Origin of the sequence: Lysobacter sp. CFH 32150 (assembly GCF_022758295.1) — a bacterium.
In the GTDB taxonomy this organism is placed as follows: Bacteria; Pseudomonadota; Gammaproteobacteria; order Xanthomonadales; family Xanthomonadaceae; genus CFH-32150.
Genome location: NZ_JALDWJ010000001.1, coordinates 300874 through 320477, shown reverse-complemented (window position 1 = coordinate 320477; position 19604 = coordinate 300874). Strand labels below are relative to the sequence as shown.

Genomic DNA, 19604 nt, shown 5'->3' with positions numbered 1-19604 from the left:
GGGTTTCGTCGCGGCGTCGAACAAGTGGGCGCTGCTGATCGCTATGCTCCGCGGCAATCCAACTGCCCGGATTGAACGTGATCACCAGTTTGTTCTTCATCACCCGCCTTGCCGTGGCCTGGTTCCTGGCCTTCCTGCTGCTGGCCCTGTTCTGGTCCGCCATTCCCATGGCAGGGCAGGAGCCGCCCTGGCCGATCTTCCTGATCGGCTTCGTGATCATCGCCTTTGTCATCACCGGCGCGTTTTCGCACCTGCGACGCGTGCGCCTGCTCGCGGGCCACGCGGACGCAAGCACATTGGCCAACCGCCAGCGGCGCCAGATCGAGATTCCGTTTGAGGCTGGCGAGGCTTTCGACCTGCTCGATGCCGCCATCCGCGAATTGCCGCGCATCGAGGAGGTGGAAAGCGCGCGTGACAGCCTGCAGGTGCGCGCCAAGGTCAAGCACCTCGATCCTTATGGCCACAAGGCGCCCGGGCGCTTCAATCTGTTGACCTGGTTCGGCAACAAACGCGACGAACTCCTGGGCCTAGGCCACAAACGCAACCAGATCCTGGCGATCGTGACCCCGGGCGACGGCATCGGCAGCGTCACCCTGATCTGCGAACCCGAGAGCGGTGCATGGAGCGACTGGTTCCTGGTCGACGACGGTACCAACCTCGAGAACGCCGAGGCGATCACCCGCGCCATCACTCGTCGCGTGGCCGAACGTCGCCGCAGCGAGCAAGCCGCAGCCGCGCAGACAGTCACCGAGAAAGAGCTCACCGTCGCCAAGCTGAGCTTGCTGCACGCGCAGGTGGAACCGCACTTCCTCTACAACACGCTGGCCAGCGCGCAATACCTCACCCGCAGCGACCCACTACGTGCCGACGAGATGCTCGGTCACCTGATCCAGTACCTGCGCCATTCGCTGCCACGCACCGAGGATGCGTTGTCGACGCTGGGCGAGGAGCTGGAACGCGCACGCGCCTATCTGGAGATACTCAAGATCCGCATGGGGCCGCGTCTCGAACTGCAGATCGACGTCCCCGACGACCTAGGGGTCACGCCACTGCCGCCGATGATGCTGCAGACCCTGGTCGAGAACGCGATCAAGCACGGGCTCGAACCCAAGCCAGGCGGCGGTACGATCTGGATCCTTGCCCGCAGCAACGATGCCATCGTATCGGTGACCGTGGCCGACGATGGACAGGGGTTCAACGCTGAAAGCGTTGGCACCGGCATTGGCCTGAAGAACGTGCGCGAACGCTTGCGCCTGGTCTATGGCGAAAAGGCTGCCCTCGCTGTCGTCGCCAACTTCCCCAACGGCGTTGCTGCGACGATCACCGTGCCCGCCACGTTCGAACCGGACCGCCGCCATGGTTAAGTGCGTGGTCGCCGAGGATGAAGCGCTGTTGCGCAAAGCGCTCGTGGACTTGTTGGGCGAGGCCTGGCCGCAGCTGGAGATCGTCGCAGAATGCGAAGACGGGGCGAGCGCACTGGAGGCGATCGCCGAACTTCGGCCACAGGTCGCCTTCCTCGATATCCGCATGCCCGGCCTGACTGGGCTGGAAGTCGCGGCGGCGGCGGCGGAGGCCAGTCCGAACACGCAGATCGTATTTGTCACCGCCTACGATCAATATGCCATCGCCGCCTTCGACAGTGGCGCGATCGACTACCTGCTCAAGCCGATCGCACCGGAGCGCCTTGCCGCGACCGTGCAGCGCCTGCAGACGCGCACGGCCGCCGCACAAACCAACGCCGACGCATTCGCGGCGCTCGTCAAGCAACTCGGCGCCAACCTCCCCGGCGCGGAGCCGCCCTTGACCTGGATCACCGCCAGTGCCGGCCGGGAAACGCGGTTGATCCTGGTCGACGACGTTGCCTATTTCCAGGCCGACAACAAGTACACGACGGTGGTGACGGCCGAAGGCGAGGCGCTGTTGCGCAAGCCGATCCGCGAGTTGCTCGCCGTGCTCGATCCAGCGACGTTCAAACAGATCCATCGATCGACCATCGTCAACCTGAAGGCGATCGCCTCGATCGTGCGCGACGACACCGGCAAGGGCATCGTCCGGCTCAGGCAACGGCCGGAAACACTGACCGTGAGCCAGCCGTTCATGGCGCTGTTCCGGAACATGTAGGCGCGCGCGGTTTTTCGACATTCACCAATCACCAAACCGAGGTGGCTCATGCGCAACTTCATCGCCCTGGCGTATTTCCTGTTCGCCCTGGTGGGCTGCGACGGGTGGGGCGACAGCATCATCGTCATGCGCTCCGCCATCGACGGCGATTATCTGATTTACAGCAAGACCCGGATCGCGGCGGAGGTGGCGAAGTTCGAATGCATCAAGAGTGCGAGCGGGAATTGCCACTACCTGCTGTTCCGTGGCGACTGCAAGACCCATGGCGAAACCAGGGATGCATGCATGGACGTACCCTTCGAACAGTTCGCGCTCGCGGCGGGGACGACCCGGGAAATCGTGGGCTTGCCCTCGAGATTCAAGCAGTGCGTCAGTCATGAGGCGAAACTCACGACGCCTGATGTTTGTACGTGAGCAGCCCCTGGGTCAGTGATGCAAGCCGTGTTCGACGATACCTGCGGTAACCGGTCCAAATCGTGCAACCCCAAATCGTGGAGCCGATCTAGCGCCAACCCGTAACGTCCGGCACATGGCAATGCCAGGGTGGGGCCGGTAAATTTGCCGACTTGCTCACTATCGCGTGATTCCATGGCAAAGCACGGCAGCCTCGCCTGCGTCGGTTTGGGAATGATGCTTGGCGCACACGTCAGTCCCCGTTCGCGCAGCCATATCGAACAGGCGGAAGTCGTGTTCGCCCTCGTGTCTGATCCGCTGGTCGAACTCTGGTTGCAGGAGCTGCGCCCCGACGTCCGCAGCCTCCAGCCTTATTACGCAGAGGGCAAGTCGCGGCAGGTGACCTATCGGGAGATGGTCGAGGCGATGCTCGCCGAGGTGCGCGCCGGCCGCAGTGTGTGCGGTGTGTTCTACGGCCATCCGGGCGTGTTCGCCCTGGTCCCCCACCTGGCGATAGACCTGGCGCGCGGCGAGGGCTTCGATGCCCAGATGGAGCCGGGCATCTCGGCCGAAGACTGCCTGTATGCCGACCTGGGCATAGACCCGGGCACGTACGGCTGCCAGCACTACGAGGCCAGCCAGTTCATGTTCTACCAGCGCCGCATCGATCCTTCGGCCTATCTCGTGCTCTGGCAGATCGGTATCGCGGGCGACCGCTCGCTGCGCCGATTCGCCACTGGCTCGGCTTACCGAGGCCTGCTGGTTGACCTGCTCGCGCAGGATTACCCGTTGTCGCATGAAGTCATCGCTTACGAAGCTGCTACGCTCCCCATCACGGTGCCGCGGATGGAGCGGATGCCGCTGTCGGGGCTTGTGAATGCGGATCTTCGCCTGCAGACGACGCTGGTGATTCCGCCGGCCCGGCCGATGCAGCGCAATCAGGTGATGCTGGACCGCATCGCTGCGCTGGATCTCGAAGCAAGCTGTACAGAAACATCCGATCAACAATGAAGGGGGAAAACACTGTGTCGAACGTCATCCAGTTTCTTGAAACACTGGGCAACAACCCAGCAATGACCCGGCTGTCGGCTGCGGACTATGCGGCGGCTGTCGCGGCACTCGATGTCGACGATGCCCAGCGCCAGGCGCTGCTCAACCGCGACAATGCTGCGCTGAACGATTTGCTTGGTGGCCGCGAGAAGATGTTGTGCGTGGTGTGGCCGGCTGACGAGCCGGTGCGTAAGGACGACGACCAGCCCGGCGAGGATCAGCCTGCTGAAGAAACGCCGCCGGAGCAGGAATAAGCTGGAAATGGCGAGCCTGTAGGAAGCAAGCATGCTCGTGCGCATTCTCAGGCCATGGCTGATCGTAGCCAGCCTCTGCTTGATGCCGATGCTGGGCAGTGCCTCGACTCAGGTCGAGGCACTGCTGCAAGAGGCCGAGGGCGTGCGCAGCTCGAACCCAAAACGATTCCAGCAGCTGCTGTCGCAACTCAACGTGCAAAGACAACAGGCCACGTTGAAACAGCGGGAGCAACTGGACTTCCTCAATGCCTACGCGCAAGTCTTCGCCGGGCACTATGAGGTCGCGATCCAGGACTCACGCCGCTTGCTCGAGTCGTCTTCCGACGTCGAGATGCAGTTCCGCACGGGCGCGTTGATGGTGAACAGCTACGCGCTGCTTCGGCAGTTCGCCGAAGGACTGCGCCAGCTCGACCAGACCTTGTCGTTGATCGATCGTGTCAAGAATCCCGAGTTGCGCCAGAACGGGCTGGGCGTCGCGGCACTGCTGTACAACCAGATCGGGCAATACAAGCTCGGGTTGTATTACGCCGACCAGATACTGGCCCAGAAGGTGCCTGAGCGAACGCTGTGCTTCGCGGGGCAGGCCAGGCTCGAATCGTTGCAGAACCTCGATGCATTGCCGGCCGATTCCTCGATCATCCAGGTGATCGACAAGTGCGTGGAGCAGGGTGAGAAAGCGGTAGCCAACTTCGCCCGCGGCACGCTTGCGCGCAAATGGGAGGCGCAGGGGCAACGCGGCAAGGCGATCCTCATGCTCCAAAACCACTTGGCCGAAGTGCAGAGCACGCGCTACCCGCGCCTGATCGGCGAGATCGAGTCACTACTGGCGGAACTCATGCTCGCAGAAGGCGACATGGCCGGCGCCGAAGCGCATGCGCAGGCTGCGATCGCCGAACGCGCCAGCCTCGCGAATTCGCCACCACTGGTGATGGCGTACAAGACCATGTACGAACTCGCCGAGCGTCGCCACGACCCGGTGGCCGCACTCTCGCACTACCGCAACTTCGCCCGGGCCGATAAGGCTTATCTCAATGATGTCAAGGCGCGCGAACTGGCGTACCAGATCGTGCGCCACGAAACGCAACAAAAAACCCAGCAGATCGAACTGCTGAATCGCCAGAACCAGGTGTTGCAACTGCAACAGCGCGTGGACAGGCAGGCTACGCAGAACACCCGGTTGGTGGTTGTTCTGCTGGTCATGCTGCTGACCGTGATTGGCTACTGGGCGTACAGGATCAAGCGCAGGCAGTCGTCCCTTCGCCGCATGGCGGAAACGGATGCGCTGACCGGCATCTGCAACCGCCATTACTTCACGCTGCAATCCACGCAAACCTTGGCGCGATGCGCGCAGATTGGCGACCAGGCAGCACTCGTCATGTTCGACCTTGATCACTTCAAGGCGATCAACGACAGCTACGGCCACATCACGGGCGACTGGGTGCTCGAGCGCGTGGCCGACACGTGCAAGGCGCTTTGCCGCCGGGTCGACCACCTCGGGCGTCTCGGTGGTGAGGAGTTCGCGATCCTGATACATGGATACGACTCCGCGAGCGCCATGCGCCTGGCCGAGGACTGCCGCGTGAGAATCGCGAGCATCGACACTCGCGAAAGTGGCCATGTGTTCACTGTTACCGCGAGCTTCGGCGTCAGCGGAACCCCCTTGTCCGGATACGACCTGGCGAAGCTGCTGTCGCACGCCGACCAGATGCTCTATCGCGCCAAGCGGGAAGGCCGCAACCGGGTCTGTGCATTCACCGGCGAAGTGCCGCTCACGCCACAGCCAACGATAACGTCAGAGGCATTGGATACTTTGCATTCCTGACTTTGTCAGTCGTGGTCCGGAAGGTCACCAAATCCCGCGGAATCAAATGACGCCTGACGCGCCACTGGTACTCCCCCGCGAACAGCAGACCACGCTGGAAGCGGCTTATGCGACGCCACCACGCGCGTATCACAACTTCCAGCACGTGCAGGAAGTGCTGCGCCATTACGACGCCGTCACGGCAGGGCCAGGATGGACGCAACCGGCCGAGGTCTATCTGGCCGTGCTGTACCACGATGCGATCTATGAAGCAGGCCGTCGCGACAACGAGACGCGTTCGGCTGAACTTGCGGTCGACCACATCGCGCGCTGGCTGCCGGACCGAAGCCTCGATCCGGCACGTGTCGCGGAACTGATCCATCTCACTGCCCGACATGGCCAGTTCGCGCCCGGTGATGTCGACGGTGATGCGGCGCTGTTCCTCGATTGCGACATGGCGATTCTCGGCGCGGAGCCGGTGACATTCGATGCCTACGACCGCGGTATCGCCGCCGAGTACCGTGGCCACGTTCCCGGATGGTTGTTCAAGCTCAATCGCCGCCGTTTCCTCAAGGCCCTGTTGGCGCGGGAGCGCATCTTCCTCAGCGATTTCTTCCACGAACGCCTCGATGCACGGGCGCGCATCAACCTGCGTCGTGCGGTGACGGAGAAACGTTGAGTTGTCCGGCTGTCGCGCCTTCGGGCGTTCCCCTTGCTGAAGCCCTGCGGGGCACTGGGAGTAGGTGACCATGTCCATCACGCGACGCGAGTTCATGATTGTTCCGGCGGCCATCGCCGCTTCCGCCGTGGTCCCGCAAGGGTTGCTGGCCGCCGTCGCGGCGGAAACGCCTGTCCTGCCGGATCTTTCCAGTTGGGACAAAGTGCGCGCCCAGTTCGTGCTGGATCCGACGTATCTCCACTTCGCCAGCTTCTTCATCGCCAGCCATCCGGCGCCGGTGCGTGATGCGCTCGATGCCTACCGCCGCGCGATCGATCGCAATCCCTTCCTCGTGGTCGAAAAAGCGATGTTCGAGGATCCCGCACATACCCTGCCACTCCAGGTCCAGGCCGAAATCGCCGAATACCTGGGCGGACGCGCGGAAGACGTCTGCCTGACCCGCAGCACGACGGAAAGCCTCGCGCTGGTTTATCACGGGCTTCCGCTGCAGGCGGGCGACGAGGTGCTCGCAACGACGCACGACCACTATTCGCACCACGAATCGATCCGGCTGGCCACCGAACGCGCCGGCGCGAGCATGCGCAAGACCGCGTTGTTCGACGAGGCCGCCACTGCGACCACCGAGAGCATCATCGAACGCCTGCTCAAGGGCATTGGCCCCAAGACCCGCGTGGTCGGTCTGACATGGGTGCATTCCAGCACCGGCATCCGCCTGCCGATCCGCGAGATCAGTGCGGCCCTGCGGGCACGGGCAGGATCGTCGGTGCTGCTGGTGGTGGACGGCGTGCACGGCATCGGCGCCGCCGACGAGGCCATCGCCACCATGGGCTGCGACTACTTTTGCGCCGGTACGCATAAATGGATGTTCGCCCCGCGCGGCACGGGCCTGGTCTGGGCCAATGCCGACAACTGGGCCCGGTTGCGGCCCACCATTCCCAACTTCACCGACTTCGAAAGCTACGTCGCATGGACCCAGGACCGCGCGCCGGCCACGCCGAACAACGCCAATCGCGTGGCGCCGGGCGGATTCCACGCCTTCGAACACCAGTGGGCCACGGCCGCTGCATTCCGCATGCACAAGCAGATGGGACGCGCACGCGTCGCGGCCCGCATCCGCAGCCTCAACGATGAACTCAAGGCGGGCCTCGCGGATAACGCGAAGGTGAAAGTGCATACGCCGACGTCCGGCGACCTGTCTGCCGGCGTCGTCTCCTTCGAGGTCGCCGGCCTCAGACCGGAAGACGTGGTCAGGCAGTTGCTGGCAAAGCGCATCATCGCCAGCACCAGCCCGTACGCAATTACTTACGCCCGTCTCGCGCCAAGCCTGGTCAACACACCGGAAGAAGTGCAGCAGGCGCTGCGTGCAGTGCGGGAAATTTCGGGCTAACTTCCGGCGTAAACGGAGCGGAAACAACCAGCGGCGTACTATCGTGCCGGTTCGAAATTCGAGGTGGCCCGCATGGCGCCTGATCGATCCATATTTGGCGCGATGTTCCTCGCGATTGCGCTGTCTGCCTCATGCAGCAAGGGAGAGGAGGCAGCGGCCATCAGCAAAGGTAAGGAGGCGGTCATGCCCTTCACCCTGAGTTCGTCGGCTTTTGCTACGAACGCGCCGATTCCCACGCCGCATACCTGCGATGGCAAGGACGTGTCCCCGCCATTGCACTGGTCCGGCTTGCCCGCCGGTACCAAGAGTCTCGCTCTGATCGTGGATGACCCGGACGCCCCCGACCCAGCTGCGCCGCGCATGACCTGGGTGCACTGGGTGCTCTACAACCTGCCGGCTGGGACGGACGGATTGCCCGCAGGCGTGGACGCGGCACAGCTGCCCGCGGGGACGCGCGAAGGTATCAACGACTGGAAGCGCACGGGTTACGGCGGGCCTTGTCCACCCATCGGCCGGCATCGCTATTTCCACAAGCTCTATGCGCTCGACATCGTGCTGGCCGACCTCGGCCAACCGGACAAAGGGCAGCTGCTCAAGGCGATTGAAGGACATGTGCTTGCGCAGGCGGAATTGATCGGGACTTACCAGCGCGACAAGTGATGAGGCCTGCAGTTACTGGTTCGGCGTGGCATGGAACGTAAGCAGGTGCAGTTCGAAATAGGGTTGCCCTGACTGGCTGATCCGCAGTGTCCGGGGCCAGCGTACGCCGTCGGCTTCGATAGTGCCTTCGAAATCGAAGCGTTGCGCCACGCTGCCATCGCCGTCAGGGGCTGGAACGCTGTTGGTCAGATAGGCGAGGCGCCCATCGCCATGGAAGTACAGCTCTGCCGTCGGTGCGTGCGGATGCGAGACGCGCAGACCGTGCAAGCCATCCACGTCATCCGGTAACGCTTGCACATTGGCGCCGGCATCGCGCAGCGTCACCAGTCGCATCAATCCGTAGACAGCGTATTGCGCACGCTCGTGTCGCTGCATGGCGATAGGCATCGCAGTGCGTTGTTCGCCGCGCGTCATCCAGCCCTGGTTACCGTCTATTTCCAGGCTGCGCAGGGTGCTTCGACCTCGATCCCGCAGCCAGGTATCCGAGCGCGCCTGCGTGAAGGGTTCAACGCTGGTGTCGACGCCGAGTTCGATGCGTTGCCCATCAGCCACTACCACCGCTTCGCCAGTCCATGCCAGCACTTGCGCCTGCGATAACGCTGCTTCGCCTCCGGCGGCATCGATGGCCTGTTGCAACAACGCGTCCGCTGGAAGGGTCGACGGTGCATGTGCACAGCCTGCCATTGCGAATGCGATGAACAACCATCGTGCCCTGCGCATGTCTGCTCCCGCGCCTTTTGATCGAAGATTAATCGCGCTGCGCATGCGTCGCCAGTGCGCTGCATTGCCGCTGGTGATGTTGTCCGGAAACGGCGAGTAATCCGCATCGAATTGCGCGACGCTGAACGTGGAGGATCGAGCCTCCCTTCCACATTGAATGCAGGGAAGTAACAGCGGGTCCGAGCACTCGGACAGGCCGCGCGGGAGGTTGCATCCGCAAAAAACCGTTCCCTGGAGCGGTTATTTCCACAACCCATCTCAAGGAGAGTGCCATGCGTCAGATTCAACACGCCATGCTCGCCGTTGCGTGCGTTGCCTGTCTGATGGCCGCGCCGGCAGCGATCGCTGCGGACAGCCAACCCGTCTATCAGATCGACCACTTGCCTTTGCTCGACGGAACGAGCAGTGCGGGGAACAGCATCAACAATCGTGGCTGGATCACCGGTTTTTCCAGCGTGGAAGACGGGGCCGCCGTACACGCTACCTTGTGGAGGAATAGGGTGCCGACGGATCTCGGCACGCTCGGCGGCGCCAACAGCAACGTGGCCTGGCCGGTGAAGAACAACAGCGGCCTGATTTCAGGCTTTGCCGAAACCGACCAGGTCGATCCCCTGGGAGAAGCCTGGAGTTGCTCCGCTTTCTTCCCTTCAGTGACCGGAAACACCTGTCTCGGCTTCGTGTGGCAGGACAATGTGATGAAAGCGCTGCCGACGCTGGGCGGCAACAACGGCATTGCCACCGGTTCCAACAACCGTGGCCAGGTGGTCGGGTGGGCGGAAAACGCGGTGCACGATCCGACTTGCGTCGCGCCGCAGGTGCTGCAGTTCCAGGCCGTCATCTGGGGCCCGGAGGAAGGCAAGGTCAAACAGTTGCTGTCGCTGCCCTCGGATTCGACCAGTGCGGCCACCGCGATCAACGACAAGGGACAAGTCGTCGGCATCTCGGGAATCTGCGACCGCGCCGTCGGCAGGTTCAGTGCGAAGCACATGGTGCTCTGGGAAAACGACACGGTGACTGATCTCGGCAATATCGGCGGAGTCGCGTGGAATACGCCGATGTCGATCAACCAGCAAGGCGACGTGATCGGCTTCGCGAATTATCCGGGTGGTGCCACGCCGGGTTCATTCCGTGCGCACGCGTTCCTGTGGACGCGGGACTCCGGTATCCAGGATCTCGGTACGCTTCCAGGCCATGTGTATAGCCAGGCGCTGGGCATCAATGCGCGGCGCCAGGTGGTGGGCATGTCGTGCAGTGCGGGTTTCGCGATTTGCCATGCTTTCCTCTGGCAGGACGGGGTCATGACCGACCTCAACGATGCAGCGCCCGGTTATTCCGGTGAGCTGATCTTCGCCAACGACATCAATGACCTCGGGCAGATCACGGGTGGGGCGTTTGATGCCGGTACTGGCGAAAGCCCGGCGTTCGTGGCAGTCCCGGTGTCCGACGGCACGGCTGCTGCGTCAGCCGCACGCGCCAAGGGCACGCGAGCTACGCAGGCGTTGTCGAACGAGGCGCGGCAGGCACTGCTGAAACAGTTTGGCGTCCGCGAGGACGATCTTGATCTCTAAGATCGTTCCCAAGGCTGTCAGCAACAGGGCCCGAGAGATCGGGCCCTGTTGCTTCAAGGGCTTATGCCCAAATCGCGTGACTTCAGGCGGATGCCGGGCGCGACCGGGATATGTCATCGTTACAGGATTGCCCGTGTCTGGATCCCCGAAATGCGCCATGACCGCCTGCTTGCCGTCGCCTTGTCCTTGCTTGCCTTTGCCGCGCATGCGGAGCGGGGTGATCTGACCGAATTCACTTATGGCTCCGGTGCGCCACGGACGCCCGAGCAGGAAGCCGTCGTGTTCGAGCACGCCGACCTGCAATTCAAGGTGGAGCCCGCACAGAAGCGGTTGACCGGTGACGCTGCGCTCACCTTCCAGGCAACCAGGCCGATCGCGAAACTGGTGGTCGAACTCGATCGCAACTTTGCGATCGAATCAGTTTCGGTCGACGGGAAAAAGCTGCCTGCGAGCGCATGGACCAATCCCGAAGGCCGCATGAGCGTCACATTGCCGAAGCCGTTGGCCAGCGGCGAGCGCGCAGTGCTGCGCATCCGTTATGCAGGCAAACCACACGTGGCCAAGCGCGCGCCGTGGGATGGCGGTTTCGTCTGGAGCAAGGCGCCGACGGGTGAACCGTGGGTTGCCAGCGCGATCCAGGGGTCTGGCTGCGACCTGTTCTGGCCATGCATCGATCATCCGCTGGGCGAGCCGCTGCAGGTCGACCAGCACGTGACCGTGCCGGCTCCGCTGGTTGCCGCAGGTAACGGCATCGCGATGGGCATGGAAGAGAAGAACGGGTGGCGTACCTATCACTGGCGCACGAAGAACCCGAACACCTACGCGATCGCGCTCAACATCGGTCCGTATGAACTGCTGGAGGCGACCTACAAGAGCCGCTACGGCAACACCATCCCGTTGCGTTTCTGGCACCTGCGCGGCGATGCGGGCAAAGCGCGCGGGCTGTTCGCGGAGTTCGGGCCCATGCTCGATTTCTTCGAGAGCACGATCGGCCCGTATCCGTTTGCCGACGAGAAGATGGGCGTGGTCGAGACCCCGCACCTGGGCATGGAGCACCAGACCATCAATGCCTATGGCAACGAATACAAGAAAAGCGAGTACGGCTACGACTGGCTGCTGCAGCACGAATTCGCCCATGAATGGTTCGCCAACCAGCTGACCAACCGCGACTGGGACGACATGTGGCTGCATGAGGGCTTCGGCTCCTACATGCAACCCTTGTACATGCAGTGGCTGCGCGGCGACCAGGAGTACTACGCGCTACTGATGAAGCAACGCGCCGCGTTGCTCAACAAGCAGCCGATCGTCTCCGGCAAGACGATGCTCGAAGAAGAGGTCTACAGCGACGAACGCGGCCCCGGCCACGACATCTATTACAAGGCCTCGTTGGCCTTGCACACGCTGCGCAACCTGATCGGCGACGAAGCCTTCTTCGCCGCGACGAAGCAGGTGGTGTACGGCACCACCGACCCGCGCCCCGGCAACTTCAAGCCGCTGTACGCGAGCACGCCGGACTTCATCAAGGCAGTAAACCAGGCGACCGGCCGCGACTACCAATGGTTCTTCGACGTCTACCTGTATTCAGCCGCACTGCCGGAACTGGTGGCTACGCGCGACGCAGACGGCCTGGACCTGCGCTGGAAGACGCAGGGCGACAAGCCATTCCCGATGCCCGTGGAAGTACGCGTCAACGGCCGCGACAAGACATTGAAGATGGCCGATGGGCAGGGGCATGTCGACCTGCCCGCCGGCGCTGCCTACACGTTGGATCCGCATTCGAAACTGCTGCGCGAATTGCCGTACATCCGGGAATTCCAGGCTGACAAGGAAGCGCGGGAGAAAGCCGACAAGGCCGCGCGCGAAAAAGCCGCGGCCGACAAGGCGAAGGAAGCCGACCGGTAGGCAGGGCAGACGGGCCCTGGGTCGGGCCCGCTGAACTAAGTGCGGCACCGGCGGTCCAGTCTGCCGGGCAACATCACGCGCTATTTGTCCCACCCGGAGGTCACCATGCGTTACCCCGTTCTCGCCGCGCTCCTGCTCGCTTTCGCCGGCAACAGTCTCGCCGCGCAACCGCCCGAGGCTGTGTTCAAGCTGGAGCCTTACCGCAAGACAGTCGCGTTGCGCGCGGAGGTGAACGGGCACGCGGGTCTCTTCACGTTCGACACCGCAGGCGGCCTCACGCTGCTGTCCCCGACCTTCGCCAAGGCCTTCGGTTGCGAGCCGTGGGGCCGGTTGAGCGGCCACAGGATGATGGGTGATCGCCTCGATGCGCCGCGCTGCGACAACGTCACGTTCACCATCGAAGGCAAGCCGTTCACTGCACCCGTCACCGCGGTCTTCGACGTCGCGCCGCTTGTGGCGAAGGATGCAGCACCTGTCGAAGGCTCGATCGCACTGGACCTGTTCGCCGGGCGCACGATCACCATCGATTTCCCCAACCGGCAGCTGATCGTCGAGTCGGCCGACAGTGCACGCGAACGCGTGCGCACCGCGCACGAACTGCCGATGAAGCTCTCCCGCGAGATGCAGGGCCGCGCGCTGGCGGCCTCGGTGGGCGTGCCCACGAAGCAGGGCATGCTGTGGATGGAACTGGATTCCGGTAACGGCGGTACCGTCCTCGTGGCCGGGCCTTATGCGCGACTGCTGGGCTTGGATCCGGAACTCGATGGTCCGCAGCCGGTGGATTTCGCGCTGTCGCCCGACGTCCGCGTGCATGCCGACATGGGGTTCGCACCGGGCAAGATGATCCTCGACGGCAACATCGGTATGCCGTTCCTCAAGGACAAGGTGGTGACACTGGACCTGGCAACCGGACGGCTGTGGGTCGCTGCGCCAGCGAAACGTTGAGCGCTCAGCGCAGGCACAGCCACTTGATCGCGCCCAGTCCCGCGCGGTGGTGCCCGTGGAAGTACGCGTCAACGGCTGCGACAAGACTTTGAAGATGGCCGAAGGGCAGGGGCATGTCGACCTGCCCGCCGGCGCTGCCTACACGTTGGATCCGCATTCGAAACTGCTGCGCGAATTGCCGCATATCCGGGAATTCCAGGCCGACAAGGAAGCGCGGGAGAAAGCCGAGAAGGACAAGGCCGGCAAGGCAGCGAAGAAGCAGTAACGCCGGGTCGCGCCTCGATCAGGACATGTTCGATCAGGACATGCCAATCAGGACATGCCAATCAGGACATGCCAATCAGGACATGTCCAATCAGAACATGCGTTCGAAATCGCGAATCAGCCTGCGCAGCCAACCCCAGGGGTCGAACGCGTAGCGCTGCACGCGTACTTTCGTGCGGCGTTTGGCCTTGGTGGTCGTGGTGGTCAGTGGCGTTGCCACAAGGCTCGCTACCTGCGGCGTTGTGTCGGTGCCTTGCATGATCCCGAGCGGTGTATAGCCGCTGTAGCCCGGGAACACCGCGCTCAGGTTCGGGTTGCCCATGCGACGGATCAGCAATTCTGACAACACGCGCCGGTGATCGGTGGTCACTGGCAGATCGCCGAAGTAGGGCGAAAGGATTTCCGGATCCAGTCCCGGCCAGCTGCCGTAGAACTGGCGACCATTGACCGGTCCGCCGAGCACCAGCATCGGGTTGCCGTAGCCGTGGTCGGTGCCGCCGTTGGCGTTCTGCCGCACGCGGCGCCCGAATTCGGACTGCACCACCACGGTCACGCGATCCATGTGTCCGCTGGCGGCGAGTTCATTGAAGAACGCATACAGGGCCGACGACAACTCGGCGATCTTGTTCTGGTAGTAGTTCCAGCCGGCGCCGGCAGTGCCTTGGCCGTCGTGCGTATCCCAGCCGCCGAGATCGAGCGTCGCGTAATGCAGGCCAAGGTTGAAACGGATCGACTGCGCCACCGTCCACAGCTGCTGTGCGAAGGTTCCGGTCGGCCATGCCGCCGGTAATGCGGCATACGGTTGTTGCGCGATCATGCGCAGCGAACGATCTGCGCGCGCACCGGCGAATTCGAGCCCCGTGCTGCCGCCCCAGAGGCTGGCGAGGGTCTCGTTGACGCCGCGCAACCCCGCAGGTGAATCGGTGCGCGTCTTCTGCCACGCCCATGGGCCTGCATTGAGCGCGAAATCCGCAGGACTGCTCATGCACAACGCCTGTGTCGAGCCAAGCAGGCCCGCTGGTTGGTTCGCGCTGACGCCGAGTGCGGGCAACAGCTCGCTGCCGAGCGCGCCGGGATGCGTGTTCCATGCACGCGTGATCCAGCCGCTGCCGATGCCTTGTTGGCCCGGCGTGCCGAGATCGATGGACAACTGCGCATCGAAATGGCTGCGGGTCACGCTGGAGGCGAGGCCGCAGGCATGCACGATCGCCAGGTGGCCCGCATCCCACAAATCGCGCAGGCCGGTCGCAGACGGGTGCAGGCCAAAGCCAGTGCCGCTGCCGCCGCCCAGCGTCAGTGGCAGTGCGCCGTATGTACCGCTGGCAGCGATCATCAGGTCGGGTCGTGCCTGCTCGTAATGACCGCGATCGACGCCGGAAGTGGGCACGACCAGGTTGAGGCCATCGATGCCGCCGCGCAGGAACAAATGCACGATCGTGTCGTGCGTGTTAGCCGCTGCGTGGGCGGGATTCGAAAACAGCAAGGCCGGGCCGACAGCGCCGATCGCGGCGCTTGCAGCACAGCCCTTGAGGAATTCGCGGCGCGACAATTCCAGTGCGTTCATTCCATTCTCCTCACCGCGCCAGGAATTCGGGCGACATGAGCACCAGCGAGACCAGGCTGCACAGTCGTTCCTGGTTGTAGTGCTTCTTCAGATCGCTGCCGGACCAGGTGTTGGTGTCGGTGATCACGTAGCTGTTCGGGTCGCCGTTCTGCGCCATGAACGCGATCAGGGTTTGCAGCCGCGTCGCTTCAGGCAGGTAGCCGAGCAGGCGGATGCACCAGAATTCGGTGAGGTTGCGCGCTGTCCAGGTCGCTACGTGCGTGCGCGTGGTCGCGAGGATCGGCGCCAGCGGCACGCCGTTGTCGCTGGTCTCCGTCAGCCAGCCGAGCAGCTTCCAACTCATCGCCAGGCTGTTGGAACCGGACCATGCGGCGCTCGTGTCCGGGTAGCCGTTCGGGGCCGGCCACGCATAGGGCGCATGCCCGGTGAAACCCATGCGCCACATGAATTCGTCGCTCTGGGGATCGCCCGCTTTCGGGGTGAAGTCGCTGCCGAGTCCGCGCATCGCCGCCGCCACCGCTTCGAATGGCCGACGCTGCTTGTGTCCCCAGGTGTAGCGGAAGTCGTCCGACAGCAGGATGTGGCGGAGTACGCGCTCGATCTGGTCCGCGCTCTGCCAGTGTTGGCGGAACACCGCCGCGGCACTGTCGATCAGGCCCTGACGCGGCTTGTCGCTGATGAAACGGCGAATCAGCTTCTTGCAGATGAACTTCGCCACGCGCGGATGACTGGCCAGGCGATCGAGCACGTCGCGGCCATCCTTGAGGGCGGGCTGCTCCGGATACAGCAGCATGCCGAGCAGGAACTTCGGGCCGGCGTCATGCCAGGTCGATCGATAGGCGAAGGTGCCGTCGTCTTCGGTGGGGAATTCCCAGTGGCCGTCCTTGATCGACCAGCCGGTGAAGGCAGAGGCAGTCTCATAGACATCGATATCGGTGTAACCGGCCGGATAGTCCGGGTCTTCCGGCGCCGGCGGCACGTCGAATGGATCCATGAAGCCGAAGTAGTTCTCCGCACCGAACGTATGCAGCTCCAGCAGTTCCCGCGCGTAGTTTTCGTTCGGTCCGGCACGCGTGTTCGAGGCGTTGTCGAGGTAATAGAGCATCGCGGTGCTCCTCGCGACCGACTCGAGCATCGTGCGGAAGTTGCCGAAGGCATTGGCGCGCAGCACATCGCGGTCGAAATGCACGTAGACCGGGCCGACATCGCTGCCTCCTGCGGCCACGTTGAAATGGTCGTGCCAGAAACTGACCACGACCTCGCGCAACTGCCGCCGCGAATGTACGGCGCGCACCAGCGACGCACGTTCGATCTCGCGTGCCGGGCGCATCCGCACGTCCCACGCCGGATCATTGAGTACATGGTCGGCCCACAACTGTTGCAGGCTCTTGCCGAGGGTGGTGTAACCGGCTGCCGCCAGCCGGGCTTCGACTGCGCTGTCGTCGATGGCCGACCAGTCGAGCTGCCATTCGATGAAGTTGGCGAAGCGGTCGTCATCATTGGTGCCGAGTGCATTGAACTCGGCCAGGCTGGCCGCAGTCGGGCCGTAGGCCATGTTGCCGAGTACCCGCACCGCGAGTGGCGGCACCGGCAGCGTGAGCAGCGCTGCCGGTTGTGGGCCACTTTTGGTCATGCCACTGCCCGAGGTCGCGGCCGCAGTGCCCAAGGCAGCAGTCTTGGCGCGCCTGGTCAGCGATGTCGCCCATGCCGTGCCATAGCGTTGCGCCCACTGGCTCTGGATCGCGGCGCGCGCGGCGCCGATGCTCGATTGGTCCATGCGAGGTTCCCTCTGCGTAAACGCGAGCGTAGGTGCGAAAACGACCGCATGGCGTGACGTTGGTCACGCAGCGCCTACGCATTTCATGACAGGGGAACGAATGAAGATATGTGCTGCAGTTCAGCGAGCATCAACGAGTCGTTCGTCGCTTCGAGGTGCACGCCCCTGGTGCTTCTGATCGCTTCGGCGAGTGGGCGCTTCAATGCGAGAGGCGCCGCTTGATGGTTTGCGCGACGAGGGCAGCGGCCGTTGCGCGGATTGGCGAGGTCGACGCAGCGTTCGAGCATGGCCCGGCGCGAGGTCGAGGAGCAGTCGTGGTGCATTGATCAGACCGCCTTCGATGCCGGTCCGGTGACGACGTATTCGCCCTGCAGTGCATGCTCCACGCCACTGGCGTCGCTCCAGTGCGCGATCACCGGGTGGGACGGCGAAGGCATCCCGCGATGCCTTCGCCAGGCTGACTATGTGCCGCAGCGCTGCGCGCTGCCGACGCATGGGATTGCGCGCAGGTACTCGTAGATGGCGCGCTTGTCGCGCTCGGTCATGTGGCGGTACACCGGCCAGGGCATGACCTGTAGCAGGTCACCTTCGACTGAAGGCACAAAGGGCGGTATTCCCTTGACGTCGGTGCCGGTAGTCATGACGAACAGGAATTCGTCCAACGAGAGATTCGCAGGCCGCCCGAAGCGGTTCGGAGTCAGGTTGCGCGATACGAAGGGTCCGAACGCAGTACCACCGCCCAGGTAACCCGCCTGGTTGATGACTGTCGGTTCCCCGAGGAAGGGATCGCCTCCCGCGACGAAGGGCGGATTGGTGTGGCAATCCGAGCACCCGCCCTGGGCATTGACGATGTAGCTACCCAAGCCGACAAGGCCGATGTTCTTGCCAGCGAGATTCAAGGGCACGGGAGCAATGGAATAGCCCTTCTTGATCTTGGACGCCTCGTTCGCATCTTGCGCGCGGGTGTCCTGGCTGAATGCGGCGATGGCGCAGATGCCTGCCAAGGCAACGATAGTGAAAGGACGCGTGAGTTTCATGGACGTTTCTCCGGGGGGCAGAGGTCCCGTGGGGTACGGATTCCAACGTAGTGCCGGAATCCGCGGAGAGAGAAACGTGTGCCTGTGTGGCGGGCGGACAGCCGCTGGTCGGAAACGCGCGCCTGGCAAGTGCGTGTTACAGAACGCTCATTGACCCGGGAGGGCGGTGCTTGGTCAGCCATTGCACCGCCCCCAGTCCTGCGCGGCGACCGCTGGCGTAGCACGCGGTGAGCAGGTAACCGCCAGTCGGAGCTTCCCAATCGAGCATTTCGCCGGCGCAGAACACGCCGGGCATGGCAGCGAGCATCAGCGTGTCGTTCGTCGCTTCAAGGCGCACGCCGCCGGCGCTGCTGATTGCTTCAACGAGCGGGCGAGGGCGCTTCAATACGAGCGGCAGGCGCTTGATCGTCTGCGCGACGAGCTCCATGTCTTGCAGCTGCTCCTTGTCGAGCGTTTCGTACACCAACGCGGCTTTCGCGCCTTCGATGCCGGCCTGGCGACGCAGGTGTTCGCTGAGGCTGCGACCGTTGCGCGGTTTGGCGAGGTCGTTGCGCAGGCGTTCGAACGTACGACCCGGCGCGAGGTCGAGGTGCAATGTCGCATGGCCGTGCCGGGTGATGTTGTCGCGCAACGTGGCCGATAGTGCGTAGATCAAGCTGCCTTCGATGCCCGTCGCGGTGACGACGCATTCGCCTTGCAGTGCGTGCTCGACGCCTTTGGCATCGTGCCAGTGCGCGATCACGGGTTTCAGCGGTGCACCGGCATGCCGACTGGAGAAATGCTCGCTCCAGCCGATGTCGAAGCCGCAGTTGGAAGGCCGCAATGGCGCAATGTCGATGCCGCGCTCGCTCAACACGGCCTGCCACGCGCCGTCGGAACCGAGTTCTGGCCAGCTGCCGCCACCGAGCGCGAGCACGACCGCGCGCGCACGTACGCGATGCTCGCCTTCGGGTGTTGCGAAACGCAATGCGCCATCGCCATCCCAACCCAGCCAGCGGTGCTGCACGTGGAAGCGCACGCCGTCCTCGCGCAATCGCCGCACCCAGCCGCGCAGCAATGGCGCGGCCTTGCGGTCCATCGGGAAGATGCGGCCGGACGTGCCGACATAAGTCTCGATGCCGAAGCCTTGCGCCCATTCGCGCAACGCATCGGCATCGAAATCATCGAGCCAGGCGCCGACTTCGCGGCTGCGCGCGCCGTAACGAGCATCGAACAACGGACGTGGCTCGGAATGGGTGAGGTTGAGCCCGCCCTTGCCTGCGATCAGGAACTTGCGTCCCACCGAGCCCTTCGCCTCATACACATCGACTTCGATGCCCGCTGCGCGCGCGACTTCGGCGGCCATCAGGCCGGCCGGGCCGCCACCTATCACCACCAGACCGGGACTGGACTGCACTTCGGAAGCCATAGGACAAAGGAAGCACATGATTTCATGCCGCGGAGCCGAGCGCCGCAACCAATCCGGCCATCCACGTATCCCAG

Annotated in this window: 18 protein-coding genes; 13 read left to right on the top strand and 5 right to left on the bottom strand. The window is 63.7% G+C overall.

Annotation, left to right across the window (positions count from 1 at the left end; genetic code table 11):
* The first annotated feature begins 77 nt into the window (after window positions 1-77).
* From MO486_RS01440 to MO486_RS01400, 9 genes are all read left to right on the top strand, one after another.
* Window positions 78-1364 carry a histidine kinase gene (locus tag MO486_RS01440; protein WP_242904012.1) on the top strand — a complete coding sequence of 429 codons (1287 nt, stop codon included), beginning with the start codon at window positions 78-80 and terminating at the stop codon, window positions 1362-1364.
* The gene (locus MO486_RS01435) at window positions 1357-2121 is read left to right on the top strand and encodes a LytTR family DNA-binding domain-containing protein (protein ID WP_242904011.1); all 765 of its coding nucleotides are present in this window, start codon (window positions 1357-1359) and stop codon (window positions 2119-2121) included. Before MO486_RS01440 ends, MO486_RS01435 begins: the two co-directional genes overlap by 8 nt.
* Window positions 2122-2169: 48 nt before the next feature.
* Window positions 2170-2535 (top strand): hypothetical protein, encoded by a 366-nt coding sequence (locus tag MO486_RS01430; RefSeq protein ID WP_242904010.1) that lies wholly within the window; start codon window positions 2170-2172, stop codon window positions 2533-2535.
* Between the two features lie 174 nt (window positions 2536-2709).
* Window positions 2710-3525 (top strand): SAM-dependent methyltransferase, encoded by an 816-nt coding sequence (locus MO486_RS01425; protein ID WP_242904009.1) that lies wholly within the window; start codon window positions 2710-2712, stop codon window positions 3523-3525.
* 14 nt (window positions 3526-3539) lie between these two features.
* Window positions 3540-3818: a hypothetical protein gene (locus tag MO486_RS01420; protein WP_242904008.1), complete on the top strand. Its 279-nt coding sequence runs from the start codon at window positions 3540-3542 to the stop codon at window positions 3816-3818.
* A 31-nt stretch (window positions 3819-3849) separates the two neighbouring features.
* Window positions 3850-5640 (top strand): GGDEF domain-containing protein, encoded by a 1791-nt coding sequence (locus tag MO486_RS01415; protein WP_242904007.1) that lies wholly within the window; start codon window positions 3850-3852, stop codon window positions 5638-5640.
* A gap of 46 nt (window positions 5641-5686) precedes the next feature.
* Entirely contained in the window at window positions 5687-6298 is a 612-nt protein-coding gene (locus MO486_RS01410) for a hypothetical protein (RefSeq protein WP_242904005.1), read from the top strand.
* Between the two features lie 70 nt (window positions 6299-6368).
* Window positions 6369-7685, top strand: coding sequence for an aminotransferase class V-fold PLP-dependent enzyme (locus MO486_RS01405; protein WP_242904003.1), 1317 nt, complete (start codon window positions 6369-6371; stop codon window positions 7683-7685).
* Between the two features lie 183 nt (window positions 7686-7868).
* Window positions 7869-8345 (top strand): YbhB/YbcL family Raf kinase inhibitor-like protein, encoded by a 477-nt coding sequence (locus MO486_RS01400; RefSeq protein ID WP_242904001.1) that lies wholly within the window; start codon window positions 7869-7871, stop codon window positions 8343-8345.
* A 12-nt stretch (window positions 8346-8357) separates the two neighbouring features.
* Here MO486_RS01400 and MO486_RS01395 read toward each other — a convergent pair whose 3' ends face one another.
* Window positions 8358-9065 (bottom strand): hypothetical protein, encoded by a 708-nt coding sequence (locus tag MO486_RS01395; RefSeq protein WP_242903999.1) that lies wholly within the window; start codon window positions 9063-9065, stop codon window positions 8358-8360.
* Between the two features lie 272 nt (window positions 9066-9337).
* Between MO486_RS01395 and MO486_RS01390 the strand changes: the two genes are divergently transcribed.
* From MO486_RS01390 to MO486_RS01375, 4 genes are all read left to right on the top strand, one after another.
* Window positions 9338-10633 carry a hypothetical protein gene (locus tag MO486_RS01390; RefSeq protein WP_242903997.1) on the top strand — a complete coding sequence of 432 codons (1296 nt, stop codon included), beginning with the start codon at window positions 9338-9340 and terminating at the stop codon, window positions 10631-10633.
* A 150-nt stretch (window positions 10634-10783) separates the two neighbouring features.
* Window positions 10784-12535, top strand: coding sequence for a M1 family metallopeptidase (locus tag MO486_RS01385; protein WP_242903995.1), 1752 nt, complete (start codon window positions 10784-10786; stop codon window positions 12533-12535).
* Window positions 12536-12640: 105 nt separating this feature from the next.
* Complete coding sequence (locus MO486_RS01380) at window positions 12641-13480, top strand: hypothetical protein (protein ID WP_242903993.1); 840 nt, start codon at window positions 12641-12643, stop codon at window positions 13478-13480.
* 55 nt (window positions 13481-13535) lie between these two features.
* Entirely contained in the window at window positions 13536-13745 is a 210-nt protein-coding gene (locus MO486_RS01375) for a hypothetical protein (RefSeq protein WP_242903991.1), read from the top strand.
* A 90-nt stretch (window positions 13746-13835) separates the two neighbouring features.
* On the opposite strand, the gene MO486_RS01370 is transcribed toward MO486_RS01375, so the two are convergent.
* The 4 genes from MO486_RS01370 to MO486_RS01355 all read right to left on the bottom strand — a co-directional run bounded on the left by MO486_RS01370 (window position 13836) and on the right by MO486_RS01355 (window position 19530).
* Window positions 13836-15308 carry a DUF1501 domain-containing protein gene (locus tag MO486_RS01370; protein WP_242903989.1) on the bottom strand — a complete coding sequence of 491 codons (1473 nt, stop codon included), beginning with the start codon at window positions 15306-15308 and terminating at the stop codon, window positions 13836-13838.
* A 10-nt stretch (window positions 15309-15318) separates the two neighbouring features.
* Window positions 15319-17085: a DUF1800 domain-containing protein gene (locus MO486_RS01365; protein ID WP_242903987.1), complete on the bottom strand. Its 1767-nt coding sequence runs from the start codon at window positions 17083-17085 to the stop codon at window positions 15319-15321.
* 461 nt (window positions 17086-17546) lie between these two features.
* Entirely contained in the window at window positions 17547-18122 is a 576-nt protein-coding gene (locus MO486_RS01360) for a hypothetical protein (protein WP_242903985.1), read from the bottom strand.
* 136 nt (window positions 18123-18258) lie between these two features.
* The gene (locus MO486_RS01355) at window positions 18259-19530 is read right to left on the bottom strand and encodes a TIGR03862 family flavoprotein (protein ID WP_242903983.1); all 1272 of its coding nucleotides are present in this window, start codon (window positions 19528-19530) and stop codon (window positions 18259-18261) included.
* Between the last annotated feature and the right edge of the window lie 74 nt (window positions 19531-19604).

What these genes read in the sequence shown, in the direction of transcription:
- MO486_RS01435 (WP_242904011.1), top strand. Translation starts at nt 1,357, where the DNA reads ATGGTTAAGTGCGTGGTCGCCGAGGATGAAGCGCTGTTGCGCAAAGCG.
- MO486_RS01430 (WP_242904010.1), top strand. Translation starts at nt 2,170, where the DNA reads ATGCGCAACTTCATCGCCCTGGCGTATTTCCTGTTCGCCCTGGTGGGC.
- MO486_RS01425 (WP_242904009.1), top strand. Translation starts at nt 2,710, where the DNA reads ATGGCAAAGCACGGCAGCCTCGCCTGCGTCGGTTTGGGAATGATGCTT.
- MO486_RS01415 (WP_242904007.1), top strand. Translation starts at nt 3,850, where the DNA reads ATGCTCGTGCGCATTCTCAGGCCATGGCTGATCGTAGCCAGCCTCTGC.
- MO486_RS01410 (WP_242904005.1), top strand. Translation starts at nt 5,687, where the DNA reads ATGACGCCTGACGCGCCACTGGTACTCCCCCGCGAACAGCAGACCACG.
- MO486_RS01405 (WP_242904003.1), top strand. Translation starts at nt 6,369, where the DNA reads ATGTCCATCACGCGACGCGAGTTCATGATTGTTCCGGCGGCCATCGCC.
- MO486_RS01400 (WP_242904001.1), top strand. Translation starts at nt 7,869, where the DNA reads ATGCCCTTCACCCTGAGTTCGTCGGCTTTTGCTACGAACGCGCCGATT.
- MO486_RS01395 (WP_242903999.1), bottom strand. Translation starts at nt 9,065, where the DNA reads ATGCGCAGGGCACGATGGTTGTTCATCGCATTCGCAATGGCAGGCTGT.
- MO486_RS01390 (WP_242903997.1), top strand. Translation starts at nt 9,338, where the DNA reads ATGCGTCAGATTCAACACGCCATGCTCGCCGTTGCGTGCGTTGCCTGT.
- MO486_RS01385 (WP_242903995.1), top strand. Translation starts at nt 10,784, where the DNA reads ATGCGCCATGACCGCCTGCTTGCCGTCGCCTTGTCCTTGCTTGCCTTT.
- MO486_RS01380 (WP_242903993.1), top strand. Translation starts at nt 12,641, where the DNA reads ATGCGTTACCCCGTTCTCGCCGCGCTCCTGCTCGCTTTCGCCGGCAAC.
- MO486_RS01370 (WP_242903989.1), bottom strand. Translation starts at nt 15,308, where the DNA reads ATGAACGCACTGGAATTGTCGCGCCGCGAATTCCTCAAGGGCTGTGCT.
- MO486_RS01365 (WP_242903987.1), bottom strand. Translation starts at nt 17,085, where the DNA reads ATGGACCAATCGAGCATCGGCGCCGCGCGCGCCGCGATCCAGAGCCAG.
- MO486_RS01360 (WP_242903985.1), bottom strand. Translation starts at nt 18,122, where the DNA reads ATGAAACTCACGCGTCCTTTCACTATCGTTGCCTTGGCAGGCATCTGC.
- MO486_RS01355 (WP_242903983.1), bottom strand. Translation starts at nt 19,530, where the DNA reads ATGGCTTCCGAAGTGCAGTCCAGTCCCGGTCTGGTGGTGATAGGTGGC.